The following is a 22,541-nucleotide window of genomic DNA, read 5'->3' on the forward strand; positions in this document are numbered from 1 at the left end:
AATAGCTCCAAAAAAAGTTGCTGAATTCAGCTTTGACAAGAATGATGCAACAACATTTCATTATCCGATAGCAATAGGCAATACAATAGCGGAGAAGAAAAGCGACGGATTTTGCGTTTTACTCAGCATAGACCGCAAATGCAATGAAAAAATAAAGATGTTTTCAAGCAGCCTGAATGAATGGAATCCTGAATGTTTTCCTGAACTAACAAAAGGCATGCTGAAGCTCCCTTCTGGCTATTATCACGGAGAGCTTCTTGGGCTTCCAACTCATGAAAACTTCACTTCTTTGGATGAATTCACTGCAGTTGAAAACAGGCCAAAGACAAGCGCAAAAAATTTAACAAAAGAGCTTATTGAAAAATATCCCCTAAAGCTTGATATCTTTGATGCACTCATAATTGAAAACAGGCCATTGCTTTCAAGGCAGCTTAAGGTCAGGAGAGCCATATTAGAGGAAGTTGTCGATAGAACAAAAAACCTGAGCCTGATACAGCAATGGGATATGACCAATAAAGAAGGCTTGCAGCAGCTTTTCCTGCAGGCAATAAGCAATAATTATGAAGGCCTTGTTGCCAAAGATCCATTGTCTTTTTATGTTCCCGGCAGCAGGGACAGTGACTGGATAAAATTAAAGGAATTTTTAACGCTGGATCTTGTTGTCCTTGGCTTTTATGAAACTCCTGAGAGCAGAAAAGCAGGAAAGCCTTTCTCAGCAATATTAGTTGGAAGCTATAACGGGGAAACTGGCAAATATGAAACGCTGGCGAAAGTAAAAGTAAGCGCAAAAAAGGATCAAGAAGATATCTGCAAAAAAGCGAGAAATATTGTGAATGTCAACGGAGATTATGAAAAAACTGTAAACGCACATGGCGGCATAGCATTTAACCCTTCGATGTCAAAGATAAAAAGAAAAATACCTGAAAGAATAGTGGGAATGCAAGATCCGGTAATAGTTGAGGTGCAAGTGCAGGATATAACATACAGCGACAACTGGCATAGCTGCGGCCTCGGTTATGACAATGAAAGGGCGCATTCGTTAAGAATTCCGACATTCAAGCAGATCAGAAAAGACAAAACAAGGATAGAGGACATAACTACAACGCAACAAATACATGAGTATGTTTCCTGATCTTATTTCTTGATTCAAGAGAAACCCGACACCCCTCATCACAGATGAGGGGATTGCTCGCTCACTCCGTTCGCTCGGTCGGGTTTCTAAGAATGCAAATATTCGTAATGGGTTGTTTCGCTTACAAACCACCAGTCAAAGACTGGATGGAATATTTGCATTTAAGAAATTAAATTTATGCCTTCTCTTCTTCTTCAGGATTATAGCTCGGAACAGCTGCTTTGCTGATGATCATGACATCACCGATGGATTTAACCAATTGATGCGGAACTATAACTCCTTTTGCGCTGCCCAGCACTTTGTTTAGGAAGGAATTCTTTGTTGCCCTTACGCGCCATCCAAACACCTTTGTCTGCGTGAGAATGCTCTCTTCAACATCGCCGAAATACTCGCCATTGTCAGTAAATACCTTCATGTCATATGTTTCAGAAATCCTTTTCATTTTTAACATAAAATCTACCTCCTCAGTTTTAATTAAAATTATAGTTTCCCTAAAATTACTCAACTATTTAAACTTTTCTACTCTGCAAGAGAAACTTTATAAGAAAGAAGGGATTTCCATAAGAAATGATCCATAAGAACCTTATTGTAATAGGGACTTCACATATAGCAAAAGAATCGCTTAAAGAGGTAGAAGACACTATAAAAAAAGAAAAGCCGGATATTGTTGCATTGGAGCTCGACAGGAAGCGCTTTTTTGCCCTTCTGCAGAAAGAGAAAAGAGGTGTAAGAATAAGCGACATCGGAAGGATTGGATTTAAAGGCTACCTGTTTGCCTTGCTTGGGGCGTGGGCTGAAAAGAAGCTTGGATCCATTGTCGGAGTTCAGCCCGGGTCTGAGATGGTTGCTGCTATAAAGCTGGCAAAAAAGAACAATATAAGGGTTGCTTTGATTGACCAGGATATTGAAGTTACATTGAAAAAATTCTCAAAAAGCCTGACTTGGAAGGAGAAGTTGAATTTTGTAAAGGATATTTTCAAAGGATTTCTTATGAGGAGGAAACTGGAATTTGACCTGAATAAAGTTCCTTCCAAAGAGATCATTAGGAAACTGACAGATGAAGTAAAAAAGAATTATCCCAATGTTTACAGGGTGCTTGTTATAGAAAGGAATGAAGTGATGGCAGCCAATCTTAAGAAAATAATGCTTGAAAACCCTAAAGCCAAGATTGCTGCGATTGTCGGAGCAGGGCATGAAGAGGAAATAATTGGGATGATAAAGGCTTAAAATCCAAAATTTTATATACTATTTCTCAAAGTGATATGGTGAAATGAGCGAACTGGTTGATCTGAGGGATAAGATAAACAGGTATTTCAAGTTCAGCGCTGAAGAGACTAAAGGGCTGATGATTTCCATACTGGTTGTTGCTTTTATAGTTTCTTTCAGGAAATGGGGGCCTGGCGCAGAATTTAACCTGATCTTTGGCTTGAAGAATTTGTTTATTTCTATATTGCTTGTTGCGCTGATAGTTCTGATCAACCAGGTTGGCCATAGGGTGATTGGCTTGAATTTTGGCTATAGAGTAGAGTACAAAATGTGGTGGTATGGCTTGCTTATTGGCCTGCTTCTTGTATTTGTGAGCAGGGGATATATATGGTTTTTAGCTCCAGGGGGAATTTTCATACATATGCTGCCTCAGCACAGATTGGGCAAGTTCCGTTACGGGCCAAATACCACATTGTTCAGCCATACTTCATTAGCAGGGCCTATTGCAGGCATTTTATTCGGAGCTATTCTGAAGACAATAGATTTATGGTTCCTCCATATTAATTCAGCTGCAATACAGCAGATATTCCTAATTGGCCTTGTTTACGGAGCGTATCAATTACTGCCTATTCCGCCTTTGGCAGGAAGCAGGATTTTCTTTGCTTCAAGGCTCATGTATGTTTTTGTAGCATCCAGCATAATTGCTTATGCAGTTTTATTTGCATATTTGAATATATATTCCTTTGTCTTTGCATTATTTATTGGCGCTATTTGCTGGCTGATATTCTATATAACTTTTGAGAACAAGGTAACATGACGAAACTATTCAAAAACAAGAAAGGGTATGATTTTTATACAGACTGGGCTGAGACTGTTGCAATTATAGTGCTTGTTGCAGGGTTTTACCTTTCAGCTTCTGCCGGCTCTGCCTTTTTGCAGTATGTTACTGCATTCTTATGCGGCTTAATGACCGGAAGGATGTGGTTTTACAGGAAAAAAAGATTAAAGGTGCCTTTTATCCTTGGCTTTATATTTTTCCTGATTGGATTTGTATTAGGAGTTTTTATCAGGGGATTTGGAAGCGTGATAGTAATATTAATTCTGTTTATTCTGGCTAATGTTATAAGCTATTATGCGCATGAAAAAGGATATGTAAGATGATTGTTAAGCTTTGTGAGAATATATATAAGCTGAGTGCTGACTCGAATGTTTATCTTCTTGAGAATGAGAAGATTGTGGTTGATACAGGACCAAGAAGCAAGAGAAGCGAGCTGCTGAGATTTCTGGATAAGGTCATTCCCTTGAATGAAGTGATAAAAGTTTATTTTACTCATTTGCATTATGACCATATTGGAAATTTTGATTTGTTTGCGAATGCGGAGTTTTTTGCCGGTGCTGCTGAGATTGAGGATTTTAAGAAAGATAAGAAAGCGGCTATTTTAGATGATGATATGGTCCAGAAGTTTAATTCTGAGCTGAAAACTGCTGTTTCTGATGAGGTTTTTCAGGTGATTGAAACGCCAGGGCATACGCGCGGATCAATATGCTTATTTTATCCAAAGCAGTTTGTCTTGTTTACAGGCGATACATTGTTCAACAAAAAGATGCTTGGCAGAGTGGATCTGCCGACTTCTGTGCCTGCTGAGATCAAGAAATCGATTGTTAAATTGCTTGGCTGCAATTTCAAGATATTGGCGCCAGGGCATGATTATTGAAAGTTTTGCAGCCTGTAATAAGTATGATGTTTTCCTTTTTGTGTCTTCTTGGTTTTTTTAAATCCAAATTGTTCATAAAACGAAACAGACGATTTAGGGCTCATCAAATAGATTCTTTTGTTTATAAAATCTTTAAGAATTTTTTTGATTATTCTTGTTCCCGTCCCTTTTTTCCTGTAATTTTTACATATAGCCATTCTTTGGATTCTGTAAATGTTCCCTTCTTTTCTTACTCTGGCAGTTCCAATCACTTTATTACCTTGTTTAGCAACATAGATTTTTGAAGTAAGATCATATTTATCTGGTTCTGATTTGAATATTGAATATCTATTTTCAGAAACAAGCACTTTTCTTCTTAGAAAAATGACTTGCAGCACTTCGTCCTTTGTTTTTGCTTCTTTTATTAAGACCATGTGTTATGAAATAGTTTACTTATTTATAAATCATCTCATAAACTATTTAAATGAATTTTAATTACCTCTTGGAATGGGGAACTTGATAATAAAAAAGGCTGAGGCGGGCCTTTCTACAGAATATGGATCTTTTAAGATAATAGTTTATGAAACTAAGGAGAAAGACCATCATGTTGCCTTAGTCAAAGGCGATGTTAGAAACAAGGAAAATGTCCTTGTAAGGGTGCATTCGCAATGCATTACAGGTGATGTTTTTAAAAGCTTAAGATGCGACTGCGGGGAGCAGCTGGAGAAAGCGCTTTCGATCATAGCTGAAAAAGGAGGAGTGCTGCTTTATCTGAGGCAGGAAGGAAGGGGGATCGGGTTGTTGAATAAGATCAAAGCCTATGCATTGCAGGACAGGGGAATGGATACAGTTGAAGCGAATGAAAAGCTTGGGTTTAAGGCAGATGAAAGGGATTATACAATCGGGGCGCAGATACTGGTTGATCTTGGCCTGAGAACAATAAGGCTGCTGACAAATAATCCGCACAAAATAAAAGGATTGGAGAAATATGGGCTGAAAGTTGCTGATAGAATTCCATTGATTGTTGAGCCAAATAAAACAAATGAAAGGTATCTTAAGGCTAAAAAAGAAAAACTGGGGCATTTGATGGAGGATGTTGGAATTGTAAGATAAAATCAATTGAAGATTTGTCTTAAATTAGATAGATTGAATATCTCGTGTTTTAAGATCATGGGAAGGCGGCGAAGTTATTTCTTTTTAACATCCTCTTTCATCATTTTAATAATCTCTGGAAACTTAGATATTTTAAAATGCCCATTTTTACTTTTATAGATAACAATATTTGCATTTTTTAGTTTCTTCTCATATTTTTTAGCGTGAGATACTGGAACAACAGGGTCATCTTTTGAAAATAATAAATTGAGGTTTTTGGAATTTTTCTCAATCATCGATAAATCTGATTTAAGTTTGAATCCGCCAACTAAATCTTCTCCGTGTAAAGTATCATTAAATGGCGGACAAATTAAATAAGTTGACAATATTTTTTTAGGGAACTTATTTTCTGATAAATACTTTGCGAGAAAAATTCCGCCTAGTGATGATCCAATTAAAATGATGTTGTTTCTCAAGTGAGGAAATTGTCTTTCAAAATGAATCTTCCACTCTTCATATTTTGCATTATCTTGTAAAGGCATGCGTGGTTTTATGATTTCAAACTCTTTTCCTAATTTTTTCTTTAAATAATCATCGCCCCACTTTATTTCTTCCTCAATTGATATTTTTCTGGTTTTTAAAAAATGTAAGTAGTCTTTTTTACTTTTAAAAGTCATTCCGCCACGGATTATTAATATCTGAGTTTTCTTTTTCGTCATAATGGGCATGGTTTAATCAAACTTTATTAATTTATCTCTTCGCCGCCTTTAGGTGGGGGTTAGAAATAAGCCATCGCTATTGCTGATAACGATCTTTAAGTGCATTGCCACTGGACATCTCTGCCCATAACCTATTTAAAGGGCAAGTCATTACGTAAGCTCATGGATCCCAATAACGCATTAGTTGCCTTTCAAGGGAAGAAGATAAGAAGGACATGGTTTAATGATGAATAGTGGTTTGTCGCTGCCGACATTGTTGAGGCATTGACTGATTCAAAGGATCCAAATGGCTATTTAAAAGATATGCGCAGGAGAGATGACGGTTTTGCTCAGGGATGGGGGCAAATTGCCACCCCCCTTTCAATTGATACTTCTGGCGGAAAGCAGAGTATGAATTGCACTAATACTAAGGGGGCATTTAGAATAATTCAGTCTATTCAGTCTCTTAATGCAGGAACCATTCAGCCATTAAAGGCCACAATCAATAAACCTTCATCAGCTTTCTCAGGCCCATGCTGAAGATCAAAGACAGAATGATATAAGTCCCAAGCCAACCTAATTTCCATCCGAACAGATTCATCACAATCATCTTATCATTGCTAATTGTGATCTTCTTGATCACGCTGCCTTTAAGCGCAATCTCAGGCTGTTTGTAAGCGCGTCCTTTTGTGATCAGCACTTCATTGCTGTAAGTCTTGTTATTCAGAGAATATGTTAACTTATATTCGCCTTCTTTCCCAGTCAGTTTCCATACTATTTTATTGCCAGCAATCTGCTGCGTCTCATTACCGCTTATTGCAATCCCTTCAGGAATAATATTCAGCATAACATTTCCTGTTGCTCCTTCAACAAACTCCAAAGTTGTTGTGAAATCCTGGCCAGGCAGTATCGGATGATAGGCAAAATTAGCAGCAAGCCACCCATAAATAAGTATTACGGGCAAAAGCGTGATCAATGTAGGCCTCATTGAATGCGACATGTACTTCATATTGATCTCCATTGATTTCTTCTGGATCTCCATGACTTTCTTGGGGTCATTCTTGTTCTGCTTCGTCTCAGCCTGATACTTCTTAAGGTCATCCTTCATCTCTTTCATCAGTTTTTGATTCGTAAGATACTTGTAAGCAATTATTATAATGAGTGAAATAATAAGTGAAATAATAAAAATCGCCAAAAAAGTATTTAGCTGAAGAAGAGGGCCTAAAACAGGATCTAAAAAGCTCATTATTCATCCTCCCATAAATTTTCTCATCATTGGATTCATGTCCATCATGTGCTGCTTTGCAATATCCTCATATAGCCTGTAAATAATCATAACAGCCAATAAAATTCCAGTTCCATTGCTTAATGCTCCTGAAATATCGGCAAGCGAAGCTAAAAAACCCACAAGAATTGCTCCCATTACAGTAAGCGGCCATATATACCTGTCCAATAATCTTTCAAGCACCCTTTCATCTCTCCTGAATCCCGGAATCTGCAATCCAGATGCCATCATTTGCTTTGCCTGGCTTCGCGCATCCATGCCGGATGTCTGAACCCAGAATATCGAAAAAACTATTGCGCCTGCAATCATAAATAAAGTATAAACCGCAGCGCGCCATATGTCAAATCCTGTCAAGCTGCCCTCAATCAGGCTGCGGACAACATTCGGCGGCGTAACTAAAAGAACAAACCCCGATGCAGGGCTTCCTTGCGATGTAAAAGTCCCAAGCAAAGGGTGCCCCCAGTTCTGCAGCAATGTCGCCAGTAATTGCACATTGGCAAGCAAAGCAGCAACTAAAATAACGGGTATGTTGCTGGTATAAATAAAATGCAGAGGCCATCTTATGCCGTGCCCTCTTATTCTTCCGAAGCTTAATGGTATTTCTATTTTCATAGCCTGCCCATAAACTGCTATTGCAAAAACAACTATTGTTGCAATTATGGATGCGATTGCAAGCCCAGCTCCTATAGGATTCTGCGTAGCCAATGATCTGAAAAATTCCGGGATTGCTCCGACAAAGCTTTCAGGATTAGTTGCAGGATGCAGCCAGCTTAATGCCCTTATGAAAATGCTTTCCGACACTCCGGCGGCAATAAACAGGCTGATTCCGGACCCAAATCCCCACTTGCTGACAACTTCATCCATAAACAGGACAAGCAATCCTCCTAACAATAATTGAAATATGAGCAATAATTGCAGCTGAAAATAAACTCCTGTTCCGATGAAGCCTGGAGATGGAGCCAATCCGCCCATAAAAACATAAATAGCAGCTTCAAGCAATATGAAAAACACAGACAAGATTTTCTGCACGCCCTGGAAATATTGCTTTCCTTCATGCGTTGTCAGGTCAAACTTCACTATTCCCGACCCATTCAGCAACTGCAGCACAATTGATGCTGTCACTATAGGCCCGATTCCAAGAGACATTATAGAGCCAAATTTAGCGCCCAATATAACGGCCAAAAACTCAAATCTTTGCAGCTGGTTCGGCCCTAATCCAAAAAGAGGAATAAGGCTCAGAACATAAAAAAGAACAAGGATTATCAGTGTCCACTTCAGCTTTTCCTTAAAGGAAAGCACTCTCTGCTTCGGCCCTTCCACGCCTGGAAGGTTCATCAGCAAATTTTGAAAACCAGGCATTTTTATTTTTTAACAGTCTCCTCTTTTTTTCCCTGTTTAGGCGGCAATTGCTTTTTTTCAGCCAAAATCACTTCTCCGCCTGAATCTTTTATCTTCTCAACTGCATTTTCTGACGCATATTTTACATTTATTTTCATCTTTTTTGAAGCATTCCCCGTTCCAAGCAGTTTATTATAGCCTAACTTGCCTAAATCAATATTATAAGTTCCTTTATCCTCGGTTATCAGCTTTTGCGAAATTAAAAAAGGAATCTTCTCCTGCAGGTCGTCTAAATTTATTGCATTTACATTCTCTTCCACGCCGTGGTATTTAAAGCCCATCTTTCCAAAATATCTTTTTTTCCAGTATAGGGTCTTCATCTGGTCTGCTCTTTTCCCGGTTCCGGCTCTTCCCCTGCCTCCCCTGTTTCCTGATCCTCTGTGCTTCTTCTTCGAGCCCCATCCGTGGGTGTGAGAGCCTCTCTGCCTGCTTACTTTTTTTCTTCTGTTAACAGTCATCTACAGCATCCTCCTGATAAGGTCATTTATCTTCTCTCCCCTGTAGCCGAGAGCTCCGCCGACAGCGAAAGCATGCTTCAAGCCCTTTCTTCCATATCCTTTTTTTGGGGAATTCAGCCTGCAGAATTTCTTGCCTTCTTCTTTTCTTTTTTCAACAAGTTTCAGTGTTTCATCATCAATCTCGCCCCATGCAACATAGTTCTCAGCCTTTTTGATCATTCCTTTATTTGACGGGTTATCATCTACCACAATGCAGAAATTCCTTTTGTAGAGATTGAGCATAGTCAAAGTGTCTTTTATCCCGCTTTTTATCCCGGTAGTTCCCCTTACCCTTACAATCGCCAGTTTTTTAGACATTTTCTTTCTTTACCCTTCCTTCCGCTGATCCTGTTTCTTCAATATTTCGCGTGCTAGCTTTCACTTTCATAGTCTGCTTTAAAGCATCAAAGCACGCATTGACAAGGTTTATCTTTGTCACAGTCTGGCCAAGTGAATCAGACCAAACATCCTTTATCCCCGCTATTCTTAATATCTTCTGGCATTCCGGCTCAAGCACCAATCCTGTTCCTTTTGGCGCAGGCATTAATGTTAATTTCACAGACCCGCTTTTACCAGTGACTTTAAATGGAATTGAATGCGGGGTTCTGCATCCGCACTGCCAGCTTCCGCATCCTCTTCTTACTTTTATTAAATTTAATTTCGCGCTTTTCATTGCTTTTTCTCTTGCAGGAACTGTCTCGCGCGCCTTGCCATAGCCCATGCCGATATGCCCGTTGCGGTTCCCGATGACAACAACAGTTGAGAATCTTGGCTTGTTTCCCTCTCTTGTTTTCTTCTGAGTCTGCCTGAAAACCCTTCTCTTTCCGCCGCCGAACTTTCCTTTCGACTGGCCGATGAGAAGCAGGTCAATCTCTGCATCAGGCATCAGAATATCCACGATCTCAGGCTCCATTATCTTTAGGCCGTTGTCAATTATCTGGTCAATATCATTAATCTCCCCGCTTTTCACCTTTTTGCCAATGCTGGTTTTGGGATTCCATCTTTCCCTGTCAAATGATCCTTTTGGGATTTCCTTCTCAATCTCTTCTTCCTCAGGGACTGCCTCTATAACATCTTTGGCTTCTATCTCGAGCTTTTCCTCCTCAACAGCCTCAGGCGCGATCATAGTTTCTTCAGGTTTTTTGATTTCTTCAGTTTTTTCTTCAATCTTTTCTTTCTTCATTTTGCAAGTATCTTCTCCTTTACATTTGTAAACATTTTTTGGACTTCTTTTTTAGTGTAATCCTGTATGTGCTTCCCGCTTGTCCTGTTTTCGTCAGGCAGTATATCTTTTGAATGCGGAACATTTATGCCGGCATCGAGCACGCCTTTTAGCGCAGCGTATAGCCTTGAAGCCTTAACAGATCTCTGCATTCCTATATCAAGCACAACATCACCGATCTTTTTCTCTTTCATCTTTTTTCCGAATAAAAGCCCTGTAAGATAAGCAGCAGGTATGTTGCCTTTATTGATGCTCCATCCTAATTTCTCAAGCTCGCCTGAATGCGCAGATGCCACTATCCTATCGCCTGAAGTTTGGTACTCTGCAGCCTGCAAAATTATGTTTTTCAATGACGTTCTTATTACTAAGCGGAGTTTGTTTGACAGCAGCAGAGCTAGCCTTTTCTTATAGTCTGTTTTCCCGGTTCTCCTTCTCCTGAATCTTACTGTAAATGTATTTTTCATTTTAGCCTTGCCAGTTTATGCTCCTGTATGTACAGCTCAAGGTGCCTTTTGCTTCTGAAAAATCCGCCCTTGACCTTGGCATAAAGCTCATAAAACACAGCATTGTCGATATTTTTTTTAGCCTTCAGCATCTTCAAAAACCTTCTTTGCAGCCTGACAGCATTCATCCATTTTCTTTTAGGCGGCAATCTTGCTGTATTTCTGCCTTTCCTGCTCCCAAATCCCTTATAGCGGCCTTCCTTTTTTTTCAGATGCCTTATTTTAGCCTTTAATCGTGAAACGCCTTTTTTCTGCGAGCGTGTTATTCCCTTGCCGCCTATCAGCGACCTTATATCTGCCTTTGTTATGGCTTCTTTTATCTCTTCAAGCCTTTCAACATCAAACTTTATCCTTTTAGGAGAGCATTTCAAAACCTGGGCTGCTAATCGTTTTTGAATTTTAAGTTCCATTTTACACCGCATCCTTCTTTGTCAGTACTTTTTCTTTTTCAAGCTTCTCCTGCTTCTTCCTGTCTTCATCGCTCAGCTCTGGTGCAACCTTTTCTTCCAGTTTATCTGATTTTTTCTCTTCTTTTTTGGTTTCTTTGAGCTCTGTGCGCCTCTTTTTTCTTTCTTTCAGCTTTTCTTCCTGCTCTTTTAAATAAGACCCTGTATCTTTAATGTTAAGCACTTTTATTCCAAGTTCAATAGCCTTTTTTAAAATCTCAACTTTCTTTTTCATTCCAACAGCTGCCGCAACCATCGCGCCTTCTGTTTTCGCGTTTATTTTTTTAAGTTCTTCAACTGAATTCACCATGATCTGCTTCAGTCCAGACGGGTGCAGATATTTCACTTCAGCCGGCGAGCCCCATCCGTGGGCAACGCATCTGGTTTTTCCTTTGAAATGGTGCCTCATTTTTGAATGAAGCCCCTTCGGCTTTCTCCACTTTCTTCCAAGCTCTTTCTTTTTATGGTAGTCCTGCCTGAGAAAAACCGGCTTCTTTGCCTTTATTGCTTTTCTTAGTTCAAGCAGCTTGCTCATTTTACTTCCTTTCCATTTTTTATTGTGATGTAAATCCCATCCTGAAAAATTCTTGGATCATAATTCGGCCTTTTTGTAAGCTGCTCTATATCTGCCGCTGCCTGGCCTGCAAGCTCCTTATTTGAAGATTCAATTGTTATTTCGCTGCCTTCAATCTTTACACTGGCGCCTTTTTTCAGCTTCAGCTTTCTCGGTATTTTTTCTCCCAAAAAATTTTTAACAGTCAGGTCATTGCCTGCAATTGAAACATTCATTGGAAAATGCCCGGAGCAGATTTTAAGCTTGTACACGTGCGGCTCCCTGATGCCCTCAATGAGATTTTTAATGTGCGCCCTAAATGAGCCAATGAGCTTCTTTTCCTTTTTCGAGCTTTTTTTAGTCGACAGTTTCAGCTTATTGCCTTCCAGCGCGAGCTTTATTTTTTCGCTGGTAAGCTTTTTTGATGCCTCATTTTTAGCAGACTTCAGCGTTAATATTCCTCCATCCAGCGTTGCCTCTACTCCGCCGGGAATTTCTATAACTGCCTCAATTGCGCCCTTTTTCATTCTAGTAACAATAAGCTATCAGCCGTCCTCCGAGTTTTTCCTTTTTAGCATCTTCATCGCTTTTTAGGCCCTTGTTTGTTGAAACGATCAGTACGCCGAAATTTTTTGCCGGCAGATACCGTTTTTCAAATTTCTCAAAATTATTTTTGCTCACGCTGTGCCTTGGCTTTATGACCCCGCACTTGTTTATGCTGCCAAGAAGGCTGACTGTCAAGTATGAGCCCCGCCTTGTTTCATCTTCCTTGAACAATCCGACATAATTATATCTGTTTAAAATATTGAGGACTTCCTTGATTATTTTCGAGCCTCTAACAGCACATTCCTTCCTGCCTATTTTTTCAGCGTTCATTATCGATGACAACACATCTGAAATCGGATCATTTAATGCCATTTTTTAACCTCAACTGTATTTTTTCCAGCCAATCTTTACAGCAATGTCTCGAAAGCATTGCCTGCAGAGATTTAAGCCGTATTTGCCTATATGGCCGCCTGTTCTTCCGCAGCGCCTGCATTTCTTTGTTCCAATGCCGTACTTTCTTTCTTTCGGCGCATTGAACTTTGCAAATCTCTTAAGCTTTGCCGGCTTTGCCCTGAGCTGTTTCAGTAATTTTTTATAATAGCTTGTAGTCATTCTTCCTCGCCTATTTTTATACCGAAATTTGTTTTCATAAAATTCATCGCATCATCTTTTTTTATCTGGTGGTCTTTTGCTATTTTGCCTTTGCAGAGTTTTCTTTTTTTAACCCTGAACCCGGGCCTTTCCAAAGTAACGCATGCCTCTAATCCGATTACCCCTATTTCAGGGTCATATTTTACATCAGGTATGTCAATGTACTCCGGAATTCCGAATGCCATGTTTCCATAGTCGTCAAACTGGCTCTCTTTAAGCTTATTTGCCTTTGATTCAAGCAGCCTTTTAAGCAGCTCAGCTGCCTTTTTTCCCCTTAATGTAACTTTGCAGCCAATTGGCAATCCGGGCCTTAAGCCCCATGTAGGTATCCTTTTATTTGTAACCGTCTTTATTGGGGCCATGCCTGTCATGCTTTTTAGCAGCTTCATTCCTTTCTCTAGCAATGTCTGGTCTTTTCCTGCCCCGATATTCAATGTCAGCTTCTCTATCCTTATTTCTTTCATTGCATTGGTTTGCATTTTAATCATTCAATTTTTATTAGCGGCTTTTCCTTTCCTACAACAAAGCATTGTTCTTTTCTTGCTTCAAATTTTTTATCATTTGAATTTAACGATACAACATCGCCCTTTATTTCCTCAATAACTGCCAATTCTGCGATGTGCTTCCCGCCGGTTGTATAGGCGCTGGCCCCCTTTTCAAATTTCAGCACATTGCTTATTTTCTGGTCTGGCAAATTCAAAACAAGCACATCATTGGATTTATAATCGCCTTTTTCAGCCAAAACATTTCTGCTGTCGCTAAGATTCAGCTGCGTCTTTCCGCCTCTTATTACAGTTTTGTTTATTATTTTGGACAATTTTATTTTTGCTTCATCATCGCTTATTTTGGCCAGCCTAAGCCTTCCTTTTTTGTCCAGCAGCACCCTGAAGCTCTCTTTTGTCTCAGGTATTGAAAGCACATCCATCAGGCCGATAAGGAAACGCGGCTCTTTTCTTCTTTTTCCGTCTACTAGTATGTCCTTGCTGTTCAGGATATGCTTCACTTCCCTATTGTTTTTTGCAATATGAAGCAGGTCTTTCAGCATTATGGCCAGAGATGTGGCAAGCCCAAACTCATGAGAACCAGCCAACGGCCGGGTTATGAATTTCTCTCCTTTCCTTTTAATTGGCCACGACTTTGGCGCCGCCAGTCTTTTTAGGTGTTTTTTCATTTTTTACTTCCTTTAAATTCTTTCTTTCCAGTATCTTTTTTCGTTTTTTATCTTCAAGATTCAATCCCGTTATCATCAAATTTGAAGGGTGTATTGGGTAGAGTGTTTTTGAGCCGTCTCTTTTCACGATTTCGATTCCTGCGACATATGCCCTTTCTTTTTTTGTGTCAACCTTTTCTACATTTCCTTCTTGCTTCCTGAACTGACCAACCATGATTTTCACTTTATCGCCTGCTCTCAGGCGCATGCCTCTCCTGTTGTAGGCTTTTCTTAGCTCCTTGGATAAATGCGCAGCCAGGAATTTTCCCTTTATGTGGAGCGGAGCATTAGCCCTGTATTTGCGCTGCTTTCTTGGCTGACTGCTGCTATTCCATGATTTTGAAAACATTTTTTTAATTCTCCATTGTTAAGCTACAACCGTCGCTATCTTTGCGACCATTGGCCACCTTTCTACAATCTCTTTTGCAATAGGCCCCTTGAGCAAAGTTCCTTTCGGATTGCCTTTTTCATCTTTCAAGACGACAGCTGCGTTGTCTTCGAATTTTACCCTGAGCCCATCAGCTCTTCTGTACTCCTTTCTCTGCCTCACTATAACGGCATACACTACCTGTTTTCTCATCTCTGGCTTGCCTTTTCTTACTGATGCCAAAATAAGGTCAGCCACACCTGCTGTTTCAACTCTTCCCTTTGTGGTTTTTTTGTTTATAACTGAAACTATCTTGATCAGCTTTGCCCCTGAATTATCGCATACATCGAGGAACGAGCCTCTTTGCAGCCCTCTAGTTACTCTTGCTTTTAGTGCCTGCATTTTCTTTCCCGGTTTTTTCGATTATTACAAATTTTTTTGTTTTGCTTATTGGCCTGCATTCAGCAATCTTAACAGCATCGCCTTCTTTTGCGTCTATGCAGGGAGGATTGTGAACCCTTACCTGTGTTCTCCTTTTTTCATATCTCTCGTATTTTTTTATAAGCACACGCCTTTCCCATTCTACTGTGGCGGATTTATTTGATTTTGCAGCAATAACAGCTGCTGTAAAAATCCTGCCCCTTGCTTTCAGGCTGCCGTGAAAAGGGCAATGCCTGTCATCACAAGCTTTTTCAGGCGATTTCACTTCTATTCCTATATTTTTGATTTTATCCATTTTAGCCTTTGTAAGTTTCTTATTGCACTTCGATTGTTTCTGGCGCGAATCCCAAACGAACCAATTCTTCCTTTACCTTGTGCTTGTGGTCTCCCTGCAGCTCAACCTTTCCGCTTTTTATCGTTCCGCCGCAGGCAAATTTGCTTTTTAGGTTCTTTATCAGCTCTTTCATGTCAATTTCTTTGCTGTCAACGCCCTCAATAACAGTATACACCTTGTTGAATTTCTTCTTCTCCAGCGCCACTATTATTTTCTGGGTTTCCTTAGCTATTGTTTCGCAGACGCAAAGTTCTTTCGGCAATCCGCACTTAGAGCATATTTCGCTCATTCGTTATTTTTTAACCTCCTTGGTCTTCAATATTGTTTTTATTCTTGCAATTGTTTTTTTAATGCCCTTTATCTGGCCCGGGTTCTTTATTATTGTTCCCATGGCAACCTGTGAATTTAATTTCATAAGCTCTTTTCTTATCTCGCTGCTCTTTTCTTTCAGGTCAGCTTCTCCCATCAGCTTCAGCTCTTTAAATTTCATTTTCTACCTTTGGCTTTTCTTCCTGTGATTCCTGAGAATCTTTTGCATTTTCAGAACTGGCTTCATTCTTGGCCTTTTTCTTTCTTCCCTTTGGCTTTTTAGGCTCTTCTGTTTTTTGCTCCTGGGCTTTTTCAGCCTCTGTTTCTTCCACTTCACTTTTTTCTTCTGATTTATTTTCTGCAGCTTCCTTATCTTCAGCCTGCGCTTTGAATTTTATTTTGTCAGGCAGCACTATGTCAGGCGGCATTATCCTGACCTGCACGCCAATTATTCCCGATTTCAGCTTCGCCTGCGCATATGCCTTCTTTATACCCGAGATTGCGGCTTCTCCGCATTTCTTCAAATAACCCATATAAAATCTCCATCTTTTTGCGCGCGCGCTCGGCAGTTTTCCAGAAATCAGTATCTCTATGCCCAATGCACCTGCGCCTATCACTTCAACCATTGTTTTGTGGCCGACAGCCTTGAACTTGTTAGCGCCAAACACTTCGAGCGCATTTGCAATCCTCTCTGCAACAATCTGCGGATCAAGGAATATGTTTTCAACCTCGGAAATCTCGATCTGCGGGTTTTCCAGATTGAATTTCTTCTTCAGGTTTTTCGTAAGCTTCTTTATGTTTGCGCCTTTTTTACCTACAATAAGGCCTGGCCTCGATGCATATATAACGATCTTCTCGCCCAAAGGCGTGCGCACCATTTTTGTGTGGCTGTGCCCCACCTTGCTCAGATTCTGCTCTATAAACTCCTGAATCTGGAATTCCTTTATTCTGTCATTAACTAGTTTTCTCTCAATCATCTTCTTGCCATGTGCCTCATTCTTTTGAAAGGCCTGAATATTTTCTTTATTTCTTTCGGAGTTCCGCTTTCCAAAACAATCTCAATATGCGCCCTCTTCATGTGCCTTCTTCTTTTTCTTCCATAGTGCCACTGCTTGGCTGCTCTCTGCGGAACAATGCTTTTGATGAAAAGGTCTTTTCCCAGCCCTTTGAACACAGCATTCGCTTCTGCTGCCTTAAGCGTTTCAAGTATATTTTCGCATGTCTTTACAGGAAACCTTCCTGGCCCGATATTTTTTCTGTGAGCAAGATCCTGCTGGAATTTTCTGTAAGGGACAGCTTCTTTTTTTCCAATCACATCCATCAAAGTCTTTTTTGCTTTTTCAACATTTTTGTTTCTTATCATATTGCAGACTTCTAACGAATGCTTTATTGATGCAGGCAGGTCTCTTCCTACTGCCTTTGCATTTTTCCCGTTTTCAATTTTTGAAGCGTATTTGTATTTTGCCATTAGCGTATTTATATTTATTTCACCGATAAGCTCGCGGATGATTTTGTTGCCCCGATTCCAGGAGCTCCGTGCTGCACCTTCTTTCTTGTCTGGGCAAATTCACCAAGAGAATGCCCCAGCATCTCCTCTTGTATTATCACCGGAACAAATTCCTTGCCATTGTGTATTTTAATCATCATTCCGAACATATCGGGCAGTATAAGCATATTTCTGCAGTGAGTTTCTATATTGGGCTCATTTCTTCTTATTTTTTCAAGCAGTTTTTTCTGGCTGTCTGTAAAGCCGCGCTTTATTGTTCTTCTTGGCCTTGAGGGCAGTATCTGAGCCAGCTCATTCAGGCTCATTCTCTTCAGCTCTTCAGTTGTTTTTCCTCTGTAAGTAAATTCCTTTTTAACCATTTTATCTCTTCAGCCTTCCTGTTCTCTTTGCAGCTATTAATCCAACTTTTCTTCCAGGAGGCGCATTTCTCGAAACAGTAGATGGCTTGTTCTTCTTTGATGACCTGCTTCCTCCGAATGGGTGGTTGACTGCATTCTGCGCAATTCCCGAAATCTTCGGATAAAGCTTGTTTCTCGCTTTCTTCCAGTAAAATCTACCGCCTGCCTTTACAAATGGCTTGTCAACCCTGCCGCTGCCGGCAACTATTCCGATGCTTGCCCTGCAGTTGAAGTGGAATAATTTTTCCTTCTTTGAAGGAAGCTGCACCAGAACATAGTCTTTTGTTTTTGAAAGTATTTTTGCGGATGCTCCGGATGCTCTGCAGAATTTCCCGCCATCTCCGGGAATTACTTCTATGTTATATATAGATGTTCCCTCAGGTATGTCTTTTAAGCTCATTATGGATCCGGGCTTTATATCTGCTGCCTGGCCGATCTGTATAGTGTCATTGACTCTTACGCCTTCTGGCGCAATATTATGGCCATCTTTTCCGTTATTGTATTTTAGTTTCAATAATGGCCCCGAATGGCCGCTTGAATGAAATATGTCCAGTATTTTTCCTTCGGCAATATTTTCAGATAGCGGCATGTACTTGATATCTCCTTCATAGCGGAATGATGGGGCCCTATAAGTTGAGCTTCCCTTTCCCCGCTTTTGCTGAATCAGATTCTTTCCCATTTTGCCTCAATCACATAAGCCCGAGTTTTGTCGCAACATTTATTGCAGGTGTTTCCTTATTGAATTTAACATACGCCCTTTTTTCGCCGTCAGGCCCTACAAGCGTGTTGACATCATCAACCCTTGCCTTGAACATCTCTTCAACTGCCTTTTTTATCTCTGATTTTTTTGCCTTTTTATTTACAACAAACACCAGCTTGTTCTCTGAATCCATCAATCTTATCGATTTTTCTGTCGACAGCGGATATTTGATTACTTTTTCTGTTTCCATTTTATGTGAATAACCTGTTTTTATCAAGCTCGTCTATTGCAGCTTCCGTGAACAATGCGATTCTCGGCCTTATTCCCGGAACCAGTAATTCTGCATTTATGTTTTTCACTTCAACTATGTCTGATCCTGAAATATTCTTTGCAGCGCTCATCAGCCCGCATTTTTTTGAAACAACAAAAAGCACGCTTTTTTTTGTCCTATATTTTCTGCCGCGCATTTTTCCCTTGCCGGCCCTTATTGTTCTTTCTTCTGCTCTTTCAAGCTCATTTAAAAATCCAAGCCGGATTAATGCATCAATGACTTCTTTTGTTTTTCTTAATGATTCAAATTTTGTTTCGAGTATGAACGGATAATTTTCAGGGACATTTTTCACAAATTCCTTGTTCATTGCAGCCGCCAATGCAGACCTTATTGCCTTTCTATTCTCCTTTTTGTTTACTTTTTTTGCCCAGTCTTTTGAAGGCTTCGGAGGATGCGCCCTTCTTCCTCCAACGGTTCCCGGAGCTACTGCTCCAACCCAGTTGTGCCTCGAGCCCTTTCCGCTCATTATCTTTCTTGGCACCCTTGAAATTCCTATTCCATAAGACCCTTTATAGTCTCTTCTTCTTCTTGACAGCTTTGCAGATGCCCTCTGCCCGGCTTCAAACTTTGCGCCATAAGGCTGCCTTGTATTCGCCCGGATTGCAATCACAGCCCTGCTTATTAGATCAAACCTTACAGGCTCGTTAAACTGCTGCGGCAATTCTTTTTTGCCGATTTCATTGTTGGTTAAGCTCAATACCGGGACTTTCATTTCATAATCACTCTTTCAATTTCAAATGACTCTTTTGCCGCCCCTTTGGTTGGCTTCAGTGCCTGCGTCAGAAGCAGTATTCTTTTGGCAGGCCCCATGACTGATCCTTTCACCAATACATAATCATTGTCAATCAGCCCATATCTTAAAAATCCGCCCCTAGGGTTTATTGCCTTGTCGTTTGATATTTTAAGCAGCATTTTATTGTACTCTGTTCTTTGGTGGAAGCCCATTTTTCCGGCATGCGCCACTCTCCACATGAAATGTTGCTGTCCCATCCATCCGCCTAATGAAGCAGGTCCCCGCTTTGTTTTTTCTGACTTGTGCGACCTTAAATTTACTCCGAATCTTTTTACCGGGCCCTGATAGCCCTTGCCTTTTGTAACTGCATGAATGTCAACCAGCTGGCCTTCTTTGAAAACATCGCTTATCCTTATTTCTTTATTCATATGCTCTTTTATCCAGTTTAATTTGTCCTGCAGGCTTCCCCCGACTGCGAGCTCAAAAACCTCGGGCTTCTTTTTTCCAATGCCTGTTAATTTCGGCTGTGTGTAAGCAAGCGCTTTTGCATCAGTATAATCATCAATATTGATATTTTCCAGGCTTGTTTTCTGCTCTTTTTTTGGAAAAGGAATTTTTCTTCTCAATTCCTTGTCAAGTGATTTTGATAAAATCTGTGTAGAAGGAGCAACGCCATAGCCGAACTTCCTGTATAAAATGGCTGAAGCGATCTTGATTGGAGGGCATTCAACAATTGTTATAGGCACAGATATCTTCTCGCCTTTTGTCATTGCATCAGGTGTGTTGTTTGTAGTTGTTACGTGGGCCATTGCAACCTTGTAACCTGCAAATCCAGCCGGCTTAACATCCTTTGGCAAAGCCCAAGTCCTAATTCTAGCTAAAATTCTTTTGGCCCTTTTCCTAGGCCAAAACTGCAAGCTTCCCCTTCTCGGTGCGTGTGCTCTGGGCATTTTACTACTTCATCTATTGTTTTTGTTCAACTTCATTATTAAAAAAGCCTTTTTGCAGAGCCTTTTCTTAGAATACGTGTTATTAAACTCGTACTGAAAAGGCCCCTTTTCAGGCTTGTTTTTTTAATATTTAAATTAAAATTTAAATATATGCTCAGAATAAGGGAGTTGTTTATAAAGGTTGCTCTTTTTGGTAAGTTAAAGGGATCTGATGTATAACTCTTTTCGGTTTTCTGCCTTTATGAATAAGGCATGGATGCTCACACAACAACAAATAAAATTACTTCTGAACTTGCAGGACTAAAACTGGAAACAGGACAAAATAAATGGCTCGGAATGATAAAACTATCGGTAGCTGATTATTAGAAATTTTTTAGATCATAAGGTGGTCTTGCGATATAATAACCTATTATTGATCCGACAAGCCCAATTAAAAATTCAGGCATTGTTTTCTCGGAAAAAAGTAAAATTAAGAAAGCCACAACCATTGCAGCACAAATAAAATTTCCTATAATGAAATGAAGTCCTATAACTTTTTGTTTTGGATTTTCAATGGCTCCTCTAAATACCGGGATAGAATTTATCTTAACATCAAAATTATTATCTATCATTATCTTAGTGTAGCGATGATTTTTTCTTTTTTGTCCTTTATATTCCTGATTATTATTTCATTACCATTTGCTTTTTCCATAGCAATAAACTTTGTTAAAGCAATGCTACTTCTTATTACATCTGATATTGAAGAGACATCTAACTTTTTTTGTAATTCTTCAAGTTCTTTTCTAGCTTCTGTAGACAAAGTTATATGAACCTGTTTTTTTTCTGACTGCTCTTTTGCCATTTTTTTAACCTCCTTCATTGATTGATATACGTTAATATCTGCGAGGTATTTATAAATGTTGTGGTTTATTACATTTTATGTACCATTGACTTATATCAGGCATACCATTATTATATATATTTAATATAAATATACTACTTTTAATATACCCCAAAGTATTTAAATGTTGTGGAGATTCATATAAAAATGACAGAAGAACTGCTAGTCAAGGAATTAGAAAAACTAAAAGATCATTTAGAACTAAATAACGACTTAATGCTAATTTTTTATAATCCTTCCATAGAAGAGCCAATGGAATTATGTGATTTTAACTCAATTTTTGCTTATATTAAACAACTTCAAGTTAAAAGAATGACAGTTATGTTGTATGGTTCTGGAGGCAATCTTAAGGCAGGAGGGGCAATAGGTCAACTATTACAAGAACATTTTGATTATTATGAAACTTTTGTTCCTTTCTCATGTTGCTCTTCAATGTGTTATCCGTTTTTATACTCAAGAAAATTGTCTTTGTTGAGCACTTTCAATATAACTCAAATTGATCCTATTGCTAAGATCGAAACTGAATCAATCCGTATAATAAGAGCACTAGGGATAAAAGATCCATTGATTAGTTCGCAGGCAAGACAACACCTTAATGACATAAGAGATTTAATCCCAAAAGTTTTAGCAAATAAAAAATCACTCTACAATCATAAGCAGGGCACCCTTCTTACCGCTAATGAAGAAATTGACAATTTAGTGGATTTATTTATGAATAAAGATGAACATGCCTCAAAAATAAGTTACGAAGAATTGAAACAGCTTAATCTCAATGTTAAGATGATAGCTGAAAATCCTCAACTAACGGAATGTTGTAGAAAAATAGTAGAATACGCTAAAGAACTTCTTGAAAGAGAAAATCAAAGACTTTTGGTAGTTTCCACCGCAAAACTAAAAGATCATTCTGAAAGGATATTAATTAGTGAAACATAGTCCTGATAAAAAATTATTCAAATCAGTTTTATTGGGTTTTAGATCCCTCTTACTTACCAGATCACGTTAAGGTGACGTTAAGTTAACAGCTCACTCTTTTTGCTGCCTGCTTGCATGCCTTGCCCTTTTCTTCGCGTAATTCACAGGATTCTTTATTGTCCTGCACAGATCATCAGGTTTGCACACCCCGATGTCGAGATAATATCCTTTGTTTATGCAGTTCGGAGGCAGTATCTTCTTTTTCTGCTGCTTGTGATACCTTACCTGCCCGATAAGATAAACTTCTCTCAGCTCTTCCCTGTTGTTCTTGTTCCACTTTCTAAGAAGCTCTTCTATTTTGTCATAATCCCAGCCTGCAGATGTTAAAAAATTAACCAGCACAAAAAGCGACCTTTTTCTTCCGTCTTCCACTCCTTTTAATATTAGCTTTATGCACGGAGGAAAGAGCTGCTCAGGAATCGCAGTTGTTAATTCTTCAAACTGCCTGTTTCCTGTTTTTTCCATTTGCTCTTCTTTTTTAATGCC

General features: G+C 39.5%; 38 protein-coding genes. 7 read left to right on the top strand and 31 right to left on the bottom strand.

What is annotated here, in order from left to right; genetic code table 11:
- A partial coding sequence (locus HYU07_04055) for a hypothetical protein (GenBank protein ID MBI2129386.1) occupies window positions 1-1,132 on the top strand: 1,132 nt, incomplete at its 5' end.
- A gap of 175 nt (window positions 1,133-1,307) precedes the next feature.
- On the opposite strand, the gene HYU07_04060 is transcribed toward HYU07_04055, so the two are convergent.
- Window positions 1,308-1,583 carry a PRC-barrel domain-containing protein gene (locus tag HYU07_04060; GenBank protein ID MBI2129387.1) on the bottom strand — a complete coding sequence of 92 codons (276 nt, stop codon included), beginning with the start codon at window positions 1,581-1,583 and terminating at the stop codon, window positions 1,308-1,310.
- Window positions 1,584-1,699: 116 nt separating this feature from the next.
- On the opposite strand from HYU07_04060, the gene HYU07_04065 reads away from it, so the two are divergent.
- From HYU07_04065 to HYU07_04080, 4 genes are read left to right on the top strand one after another with little or no spacing between them, the layout of a single operon-like run.
- Window positions 1,700-2,359, top strand: a complete 660-nt coding sequence (locus tag HYU07_04065) for a TraB/GumN family protein (GenBank protein MBI2129388.1) — start codon at window positions 1,700-1,702, stop codon at window positions 2,357-2,359.
- A gap of 43 nt (window positions 2,360-2,402) precedes the next feature.
- The gene (locus HYU07_04070) at window positions 2,403-3,155 is read left to right on the top strand and encodes a hypothetical protein (protein MBI2129389.1); all 753 of its coding nucleotides are present in this window, start codon (window positions 2,403-2,405) and stop codon (window positions 3,153-3,155) included.
- Window positions 3,152-3,499: a hypothetical protein gene (locus tag HYU07_04075; protein MBI2129390.1), complete on the top strand. Its 348-nt coding sequence runs from the start codon at window positions 3,152-3,154 to the stop codon at window positions 3,497-3,499. Before HYU07_04070 ends, HYU07_04075 begins: the two co-directional genes overlap by 4 nt.
- Window positions 3,496-4,053 carry an MBL fold metallo-hydrolase gene (locus HYU07_04080; GenBank protein ID MBI2129391.1) on the top strand — a complete coding sequence of 186 codons (558 nt, stop codon included), beginning with the start codon at window positions 3,496-3,498 and terminating at the stop codon, window positions 4,051-4,053. Before HYU07_04075 ends, HYU07_04080 begins: the two co-directional genes overlap by 4 nt.
- On the opposite strand, the gene HYU07_04085 is transcribed toward HYU07_04080, so the two are convergent.
- Window positions 4,047-4,466: a GNAT family N-acetyltransferase gene (locus HYU07_04085; protein MBI2129392.1), complete on the bottom strand. Its 420-nt coding sequence runs from the start codon at window positions 4,464-4,466 to the stop codon at window positions 4,047-4,049. The two genes, HYU07_04080 and HYU07_04085, sit on opposite strands and share 7 nt — an antisense overlap.
- Before the next feature lie 73 nt (window positions 4,467-4,539).
- On the opposite strand from HYU07_04085, the gene ribA reads away from it, so the two are divergent.
- Complete coding sequence (gene ribA, locus HYU07_04090; protein ID MBI2129393.1) at window positions 4,540-5,145, top strand: GTP cyclohydrolase II; 606 nt, start codon at window positions 4,540-4,542, stop codon at window positions 5,143-5,145.
- A 74-nt stretch (window positions 5,146-5,219) separates the two neighbouring features.
- Here ribA and HYU07_04095 read toward each other — a convergent pair whose 3' ends face one another.
- From HYU07_04095 to HYU07_04230, 28 genes are all read right to left on the bottom strand, one after another.
- On the bottom strand, window positions 5,220-5,843 hold the full coding sequence (locus tag HYU07_04095) for an alpha/beta hydrolase (GenBank protein ID MBI2129394.1): 624 nt from the start codon (window positions 5,841-5,843) through the stop codon (window positions 5,220-5,222).
- 481 nt (window positions 5,844-6,324) lie between these two features.
- The gene (locus HYU07_04100) at window positions 6,325-7,068 is read right to left on the bottom strand and encodes a DUF106 domain-containing protein (protein MBI2129395.1); all 744 of its coding nucleotides are present in this window, start codon (window positions 7,066-7,068) and stop codon (window positions 6,325-6,327) included.
- 3 nt (window positions 7,069-7,071) lie between these two features.
- The gene (gene secY, locus HYU07_04105; protein ID MBI2129396.1) at window positions 7,072-8,466 is read right to left on the bottom strand and encodes a preprotein translocase subunit SecY; all 1,395 of its coding nucleotides are present in this window, start codon (window positions 8,464-8,466) and stop codon (window positions 7,072-7,074) included.
- 2 nt (window positions 8,467-8,468) lie between these two features.
- The gene (locus HYU07_04110; protein MBI2129397.1) at window positions 8,469-8,963 is read right to left on the bottom strand and encodes an uL15 family ribosomal protein; all 495 of its coding nucleotides are present in this window, start codon (window positions 8,961-8,963) and stop codon (window positions 8,469-8,471) included.
- Window positions 8,964-9,320, bottom strand: coding sequence for an uL30 family ribosomal protein (locus tag HYU07_04115; GenBank protein ID MBI2129398.1), 357 nt, complete (start codon window positions 9,318-9,320; stop codon window positions 8,964-8,966). It lies immediately after the preceding gene.
- A complete protein-coding gene (locus HYU07_04120; GenBank protein MBI2129399.1) occupies window positions 9,313-10,128 on the bottom strand; it encodes a 30S ribosomal protein S5 in 816 nt (271 codons plus the stop codon). Before HYU07_04120 ends, HYU07_04115 begins: the two co-directional genes overlap by 8 nt.
- Before the next feature lie 53 nt (window positions 10,129-10,181).
- Window positions 10,182-10,688 carry a 50S ribosomal protein L18 gene (locus HYU07_04125; GenBank protein MBI2129400.1) on the bottom strand — a complete coding sequence of 169 codons (507 nt, stop codon included), beginning with the start codon at window positions 10,686-10,688 and terminating at the stop codon, window positions 10,182-10,184.
- Window positions 10,685-11,137: a 50S ribosomal protein L19e gene (locus tag HYU07_04130; protein ID MBI2129401.1), complete on the bottom strand. Its 453-nt coding sequence runs from the start codon at window positions 11,135-11,137 to the stop codon at window positions 10,685-10,687. Before HYU07_04130 ends, HYU07_04125 begins: the two co-directional genes overlap by 4 nt.
- Before the next feature lies 1 nt (window position 11,138).
- On the bottom strand, window positions 11,139-11,708 hold the full coding sequence (locus tag HYU07_04135) for a 50S ribosomal protein L32e (protein ID MBI2129402.1): 570 nt from the start codon (window positions 11,706-11,708) through the stop codon (window positions 11,139-11,141).
- A complete protein-coding gene (gene rpl6p / locus HYU07_04140) occupies window positions 11,705-12,253 on the bottom strand; it encodes a 50S ribosomal protein L6 (GenBank protein MBI2129403.1) in 549 nt (182 codons plus the stop codon). Before rpl6p ends, HYU07_04135 begins: the two co-directional genes overlap by 4 nt.
- Window position 12,254: 1 nt before the next feature.
- Window positions 12,255-12,644, bottom strand: coding sequence for a 30S ribosomal protein S8 (locus HYU07_04145; protein MBI2129404.1), 390 nt, complete (start codon window positions 12,642-12,644; stop codon window positions 12,255-12,257).
- A gap of 9 nt (window positions 12,645-12,653) precedes the next feature.
- Entirely contained in the window at window positions 12,654-12,884 is a 231-nt protein-coding gene (locus HYU07_04150) for a 30S ribosomal protein S14 (GenBank protein MBI2129405.1), read from the bottom strand.
- The gene (locus HYU07_04155; protein ID MBI2129406.1) at window positions 12,881-13,402 is read right to left on the bottom strand and encodes a 50S ribosomal protein L5; all 522 of its coding nucleotides are present in this window, start codon (window positions 13,400-13,402) and stop codon (window positions 12,881-12,883) included. Before HYU07_04155 ends, HYU07_04150 begins: the two co-directional genes overlap by 4 nt.
- Before the next feature lie 5 nt (window positions 13,403-13,407).
- Complete coding sequence (locus HYU07_04160; GenBank protein MBI2129407.1) at window positions 13,408-14,094, bottom strand: 30S ribosomal protein S4e; 687 nt, start codon at window positions 14,092-14,094, stop codon at window positions 13,408-13,410.
- The gene (locus tag HYU07_04165) at window positions 14,045-14,482 is read right to left on the bottom strand and encodes a 50S ribosomal protein L24 (GenBank protein ID MBI2129408.1); all 438 of its coding nucleotides are present in this window, start codon (window positions 14,480-14,482) and stop codon (window positions 14,045-14,047) included. Before HYU07_04165 ends, HYU07_04160 begins: the two co-directional genes overlap by 50 nt.
- 18 nt (window positions 14,483-14,500) lie before the next feature.
- Entirely contained in the window at window positions 14,501-14,902 is a 402-nt protein-coding gene (locus HYU07_04170) for a 50S ribosomal protein L14 (GenBank protein MBI2129409.1), read from the bottom strand.
- Window positions 14,874-15,236, bottom strand: a complete 363-nt coding sequence (locus HYU07_04175; GenBank protein ID MBI2129410.1) for a 30S ribosomal protein S17 — start codon at window positions 15,234-15,236, stop codon at window positions 14,874-14,876. Before HYU07_04175 ends, HYU07_04170 begins: the two co-directional genes overlap by 29 nt.
- A 19-nt stretch (window positions 15,237-15,255) precedes the next feature.
- Window positions 15,256-15,564, bottom strand: coding sequence for a translation initiation factor (locus HYU07_04180; GenBank protein ID MBI2129411.1), 309 nt, complete (start codon window positions 15,562-15,564; stop codon window positions 15,256-15,258).
- Between the two features lie 3 nt (window positions 15,565-15,567).
- On the bottom strand, window positions 15,568-15,765 hold the full coding sequence (gene rpmC / locus HYU07_04185; GenBank protein ID MBI2129412.1) for a 50S ribosomal protein L29: 198 nt from the start codon (window positions 15,763-15,765) through the stop codon (window positions 15,568-15,570).
- Window positions 15,755-16,561 (bottom strand): 30S ribosomal protein S3, encoded by an 807-nt coding sequence (locus HYU07_04190; protein ID MBI2129413.1) that lies wholly within the window; start codon window positions 16,559-16,561, stop codon window positions 15,755-15,757. Before HYU07_04190 ends, rpmC begins: the two co-directional genes overlap by 11 nt.
- A complete protein-coding gene (rplV, locus tag HYU07_04195; GenBank protein ID MBI2129414.1) occupies window positions 16,558-17,052 on the bottom strand; it encodes a 50S ribosomal protein L22 in 495 nt (164 codons plus the stop codon). Before rplV ends, HYU07_04190 begins: the two co-directional genes overlap by 4 nt.
- Before the next feature lie 14 nt (window positions 17,053-17,066).
- A complete protein-coding gene (locus HYU07_04200; protein ID MBI2129415.1) occupies window positions 17,067-17,450 on the bottom strand; it encodes a 30S ribosomal protein S19 in 384 nt (127 codons plus the stop codon).
- A 1-nt stretch (window position 17,451) separates the two neighbouring features.
- Window positions 17,452-18,168: a 50S ribosomal protein L2 gene (locus tag HYU07_04205; protein ID MBI2129416.1), complete on the bottom strand. Its 717-nt coding sequence runs from the start codon at window positions 18,166-18,168 to the stop codon at window positions 17,452-17,454.
- Between the two features lie 10 nt (window positions 18,169-18,178).
- On the bottom strand, window positions 18,179-18,439 hold the full coding sequence (locus tag HYU07_04210; protein MBI2129417.1) for a 50S ribosomal protein L23: 261 nt from the start codon (window positions 18,437-18,439) through the stop codon (window positions 18,179-18,181).
- A 1-nt stretch (window position 18,440) separates the two neighbouring features.
- Window positions 18,441-19,232 carry a 50S ribosomal protein L4 gene (gene rplD, locus HYU07_04215; protein ID MBI2129418.1) on the bottom strand — a complete coding sequence of 264 codons (792 nt, stop codon included), beginning with the start codon at window positions 19,230-19,232 and terminating at the stop codon, window positions 18,441-18,443.
- Complete coding sequence (locus HYU07_04220) at window positions 19,229-20,203, bottom strand: 50S ribosomal protein L3 (GenBank protein ID MBI2129419.1); 975 nt, start codon at window positions 20,201-20,203, stop codon at window positions 19,229-19,231. Before HYU07_04220 ends, rplD begins: the two co-directional genes overlap by 4 nt.
- 362 nt (window positions 20,204-20,565) lie before the next feature.
- Window positions 20,566-20,814: a hypothetical protein gene (locus tag HYU07_04225; protein MBI2129420.1), complete on the bottom strand. Its 249-nt coding sequence runs from the start codon at window positions 20,812-20,814 to the stop codon at window positions 20,566-20,568.
- Window positions 20,814-21,044, bottom strand: a complete 231-nt coding sequence (locus HYU07_04230) for a hypothetical protein (GenBank protein ID MBI2129421.1) — start codon at window positions 21,042-21,044, stop codon at window positions 20,814-20,816. The genes HYU07_04225 and HYU07_04230 overlap by 1 nt, the downstream gene beginning before the upstream one ends.
- Window positions 21,045-21,230: 186 nt before the next feature.
- Between HYU07_04230 and HYU07_04235 the strand changes: the two genes are divergently transcribed.
- Window positions 21,231-22,016 carry a hypothetical protein gene (locus HYU07_04235; protein MBI2129422.1) on the top strand — a complete coding sequence of 262 codons (786 nt, stop codon included), beginning with the start codon at window positions 21,231-21,233 and terminating at the stop codon, window positions 22,014-22,016.
- Between the two features lie 90 nt (window positions 22,017-22,106).
- Here the strand turns inward: HYU07_04235 and HYU07_04240 are convergent, their stop codons facing one another.
- A complete protein-coding gene (locus tag HYU07_04240; GenBank protein MBI2129423.1) occupies window positions 22,107-22,520 on the bottom strand; it encodes a hypothetical protein in 414 nt (137 codons plus the stop codon).
- Between the last annotated feature and the right edge of the window lie 21 nt (window positions 22,521-22,541).

It is taken from the genome of Candidatus Woesearchaeota archaeon, assembly GCA_016180285.1.
Lineage (GTDB): Archaea > Nanobdellota > Nanobdellia > Woesearchaeales > JACPBO01 > JACPBO01.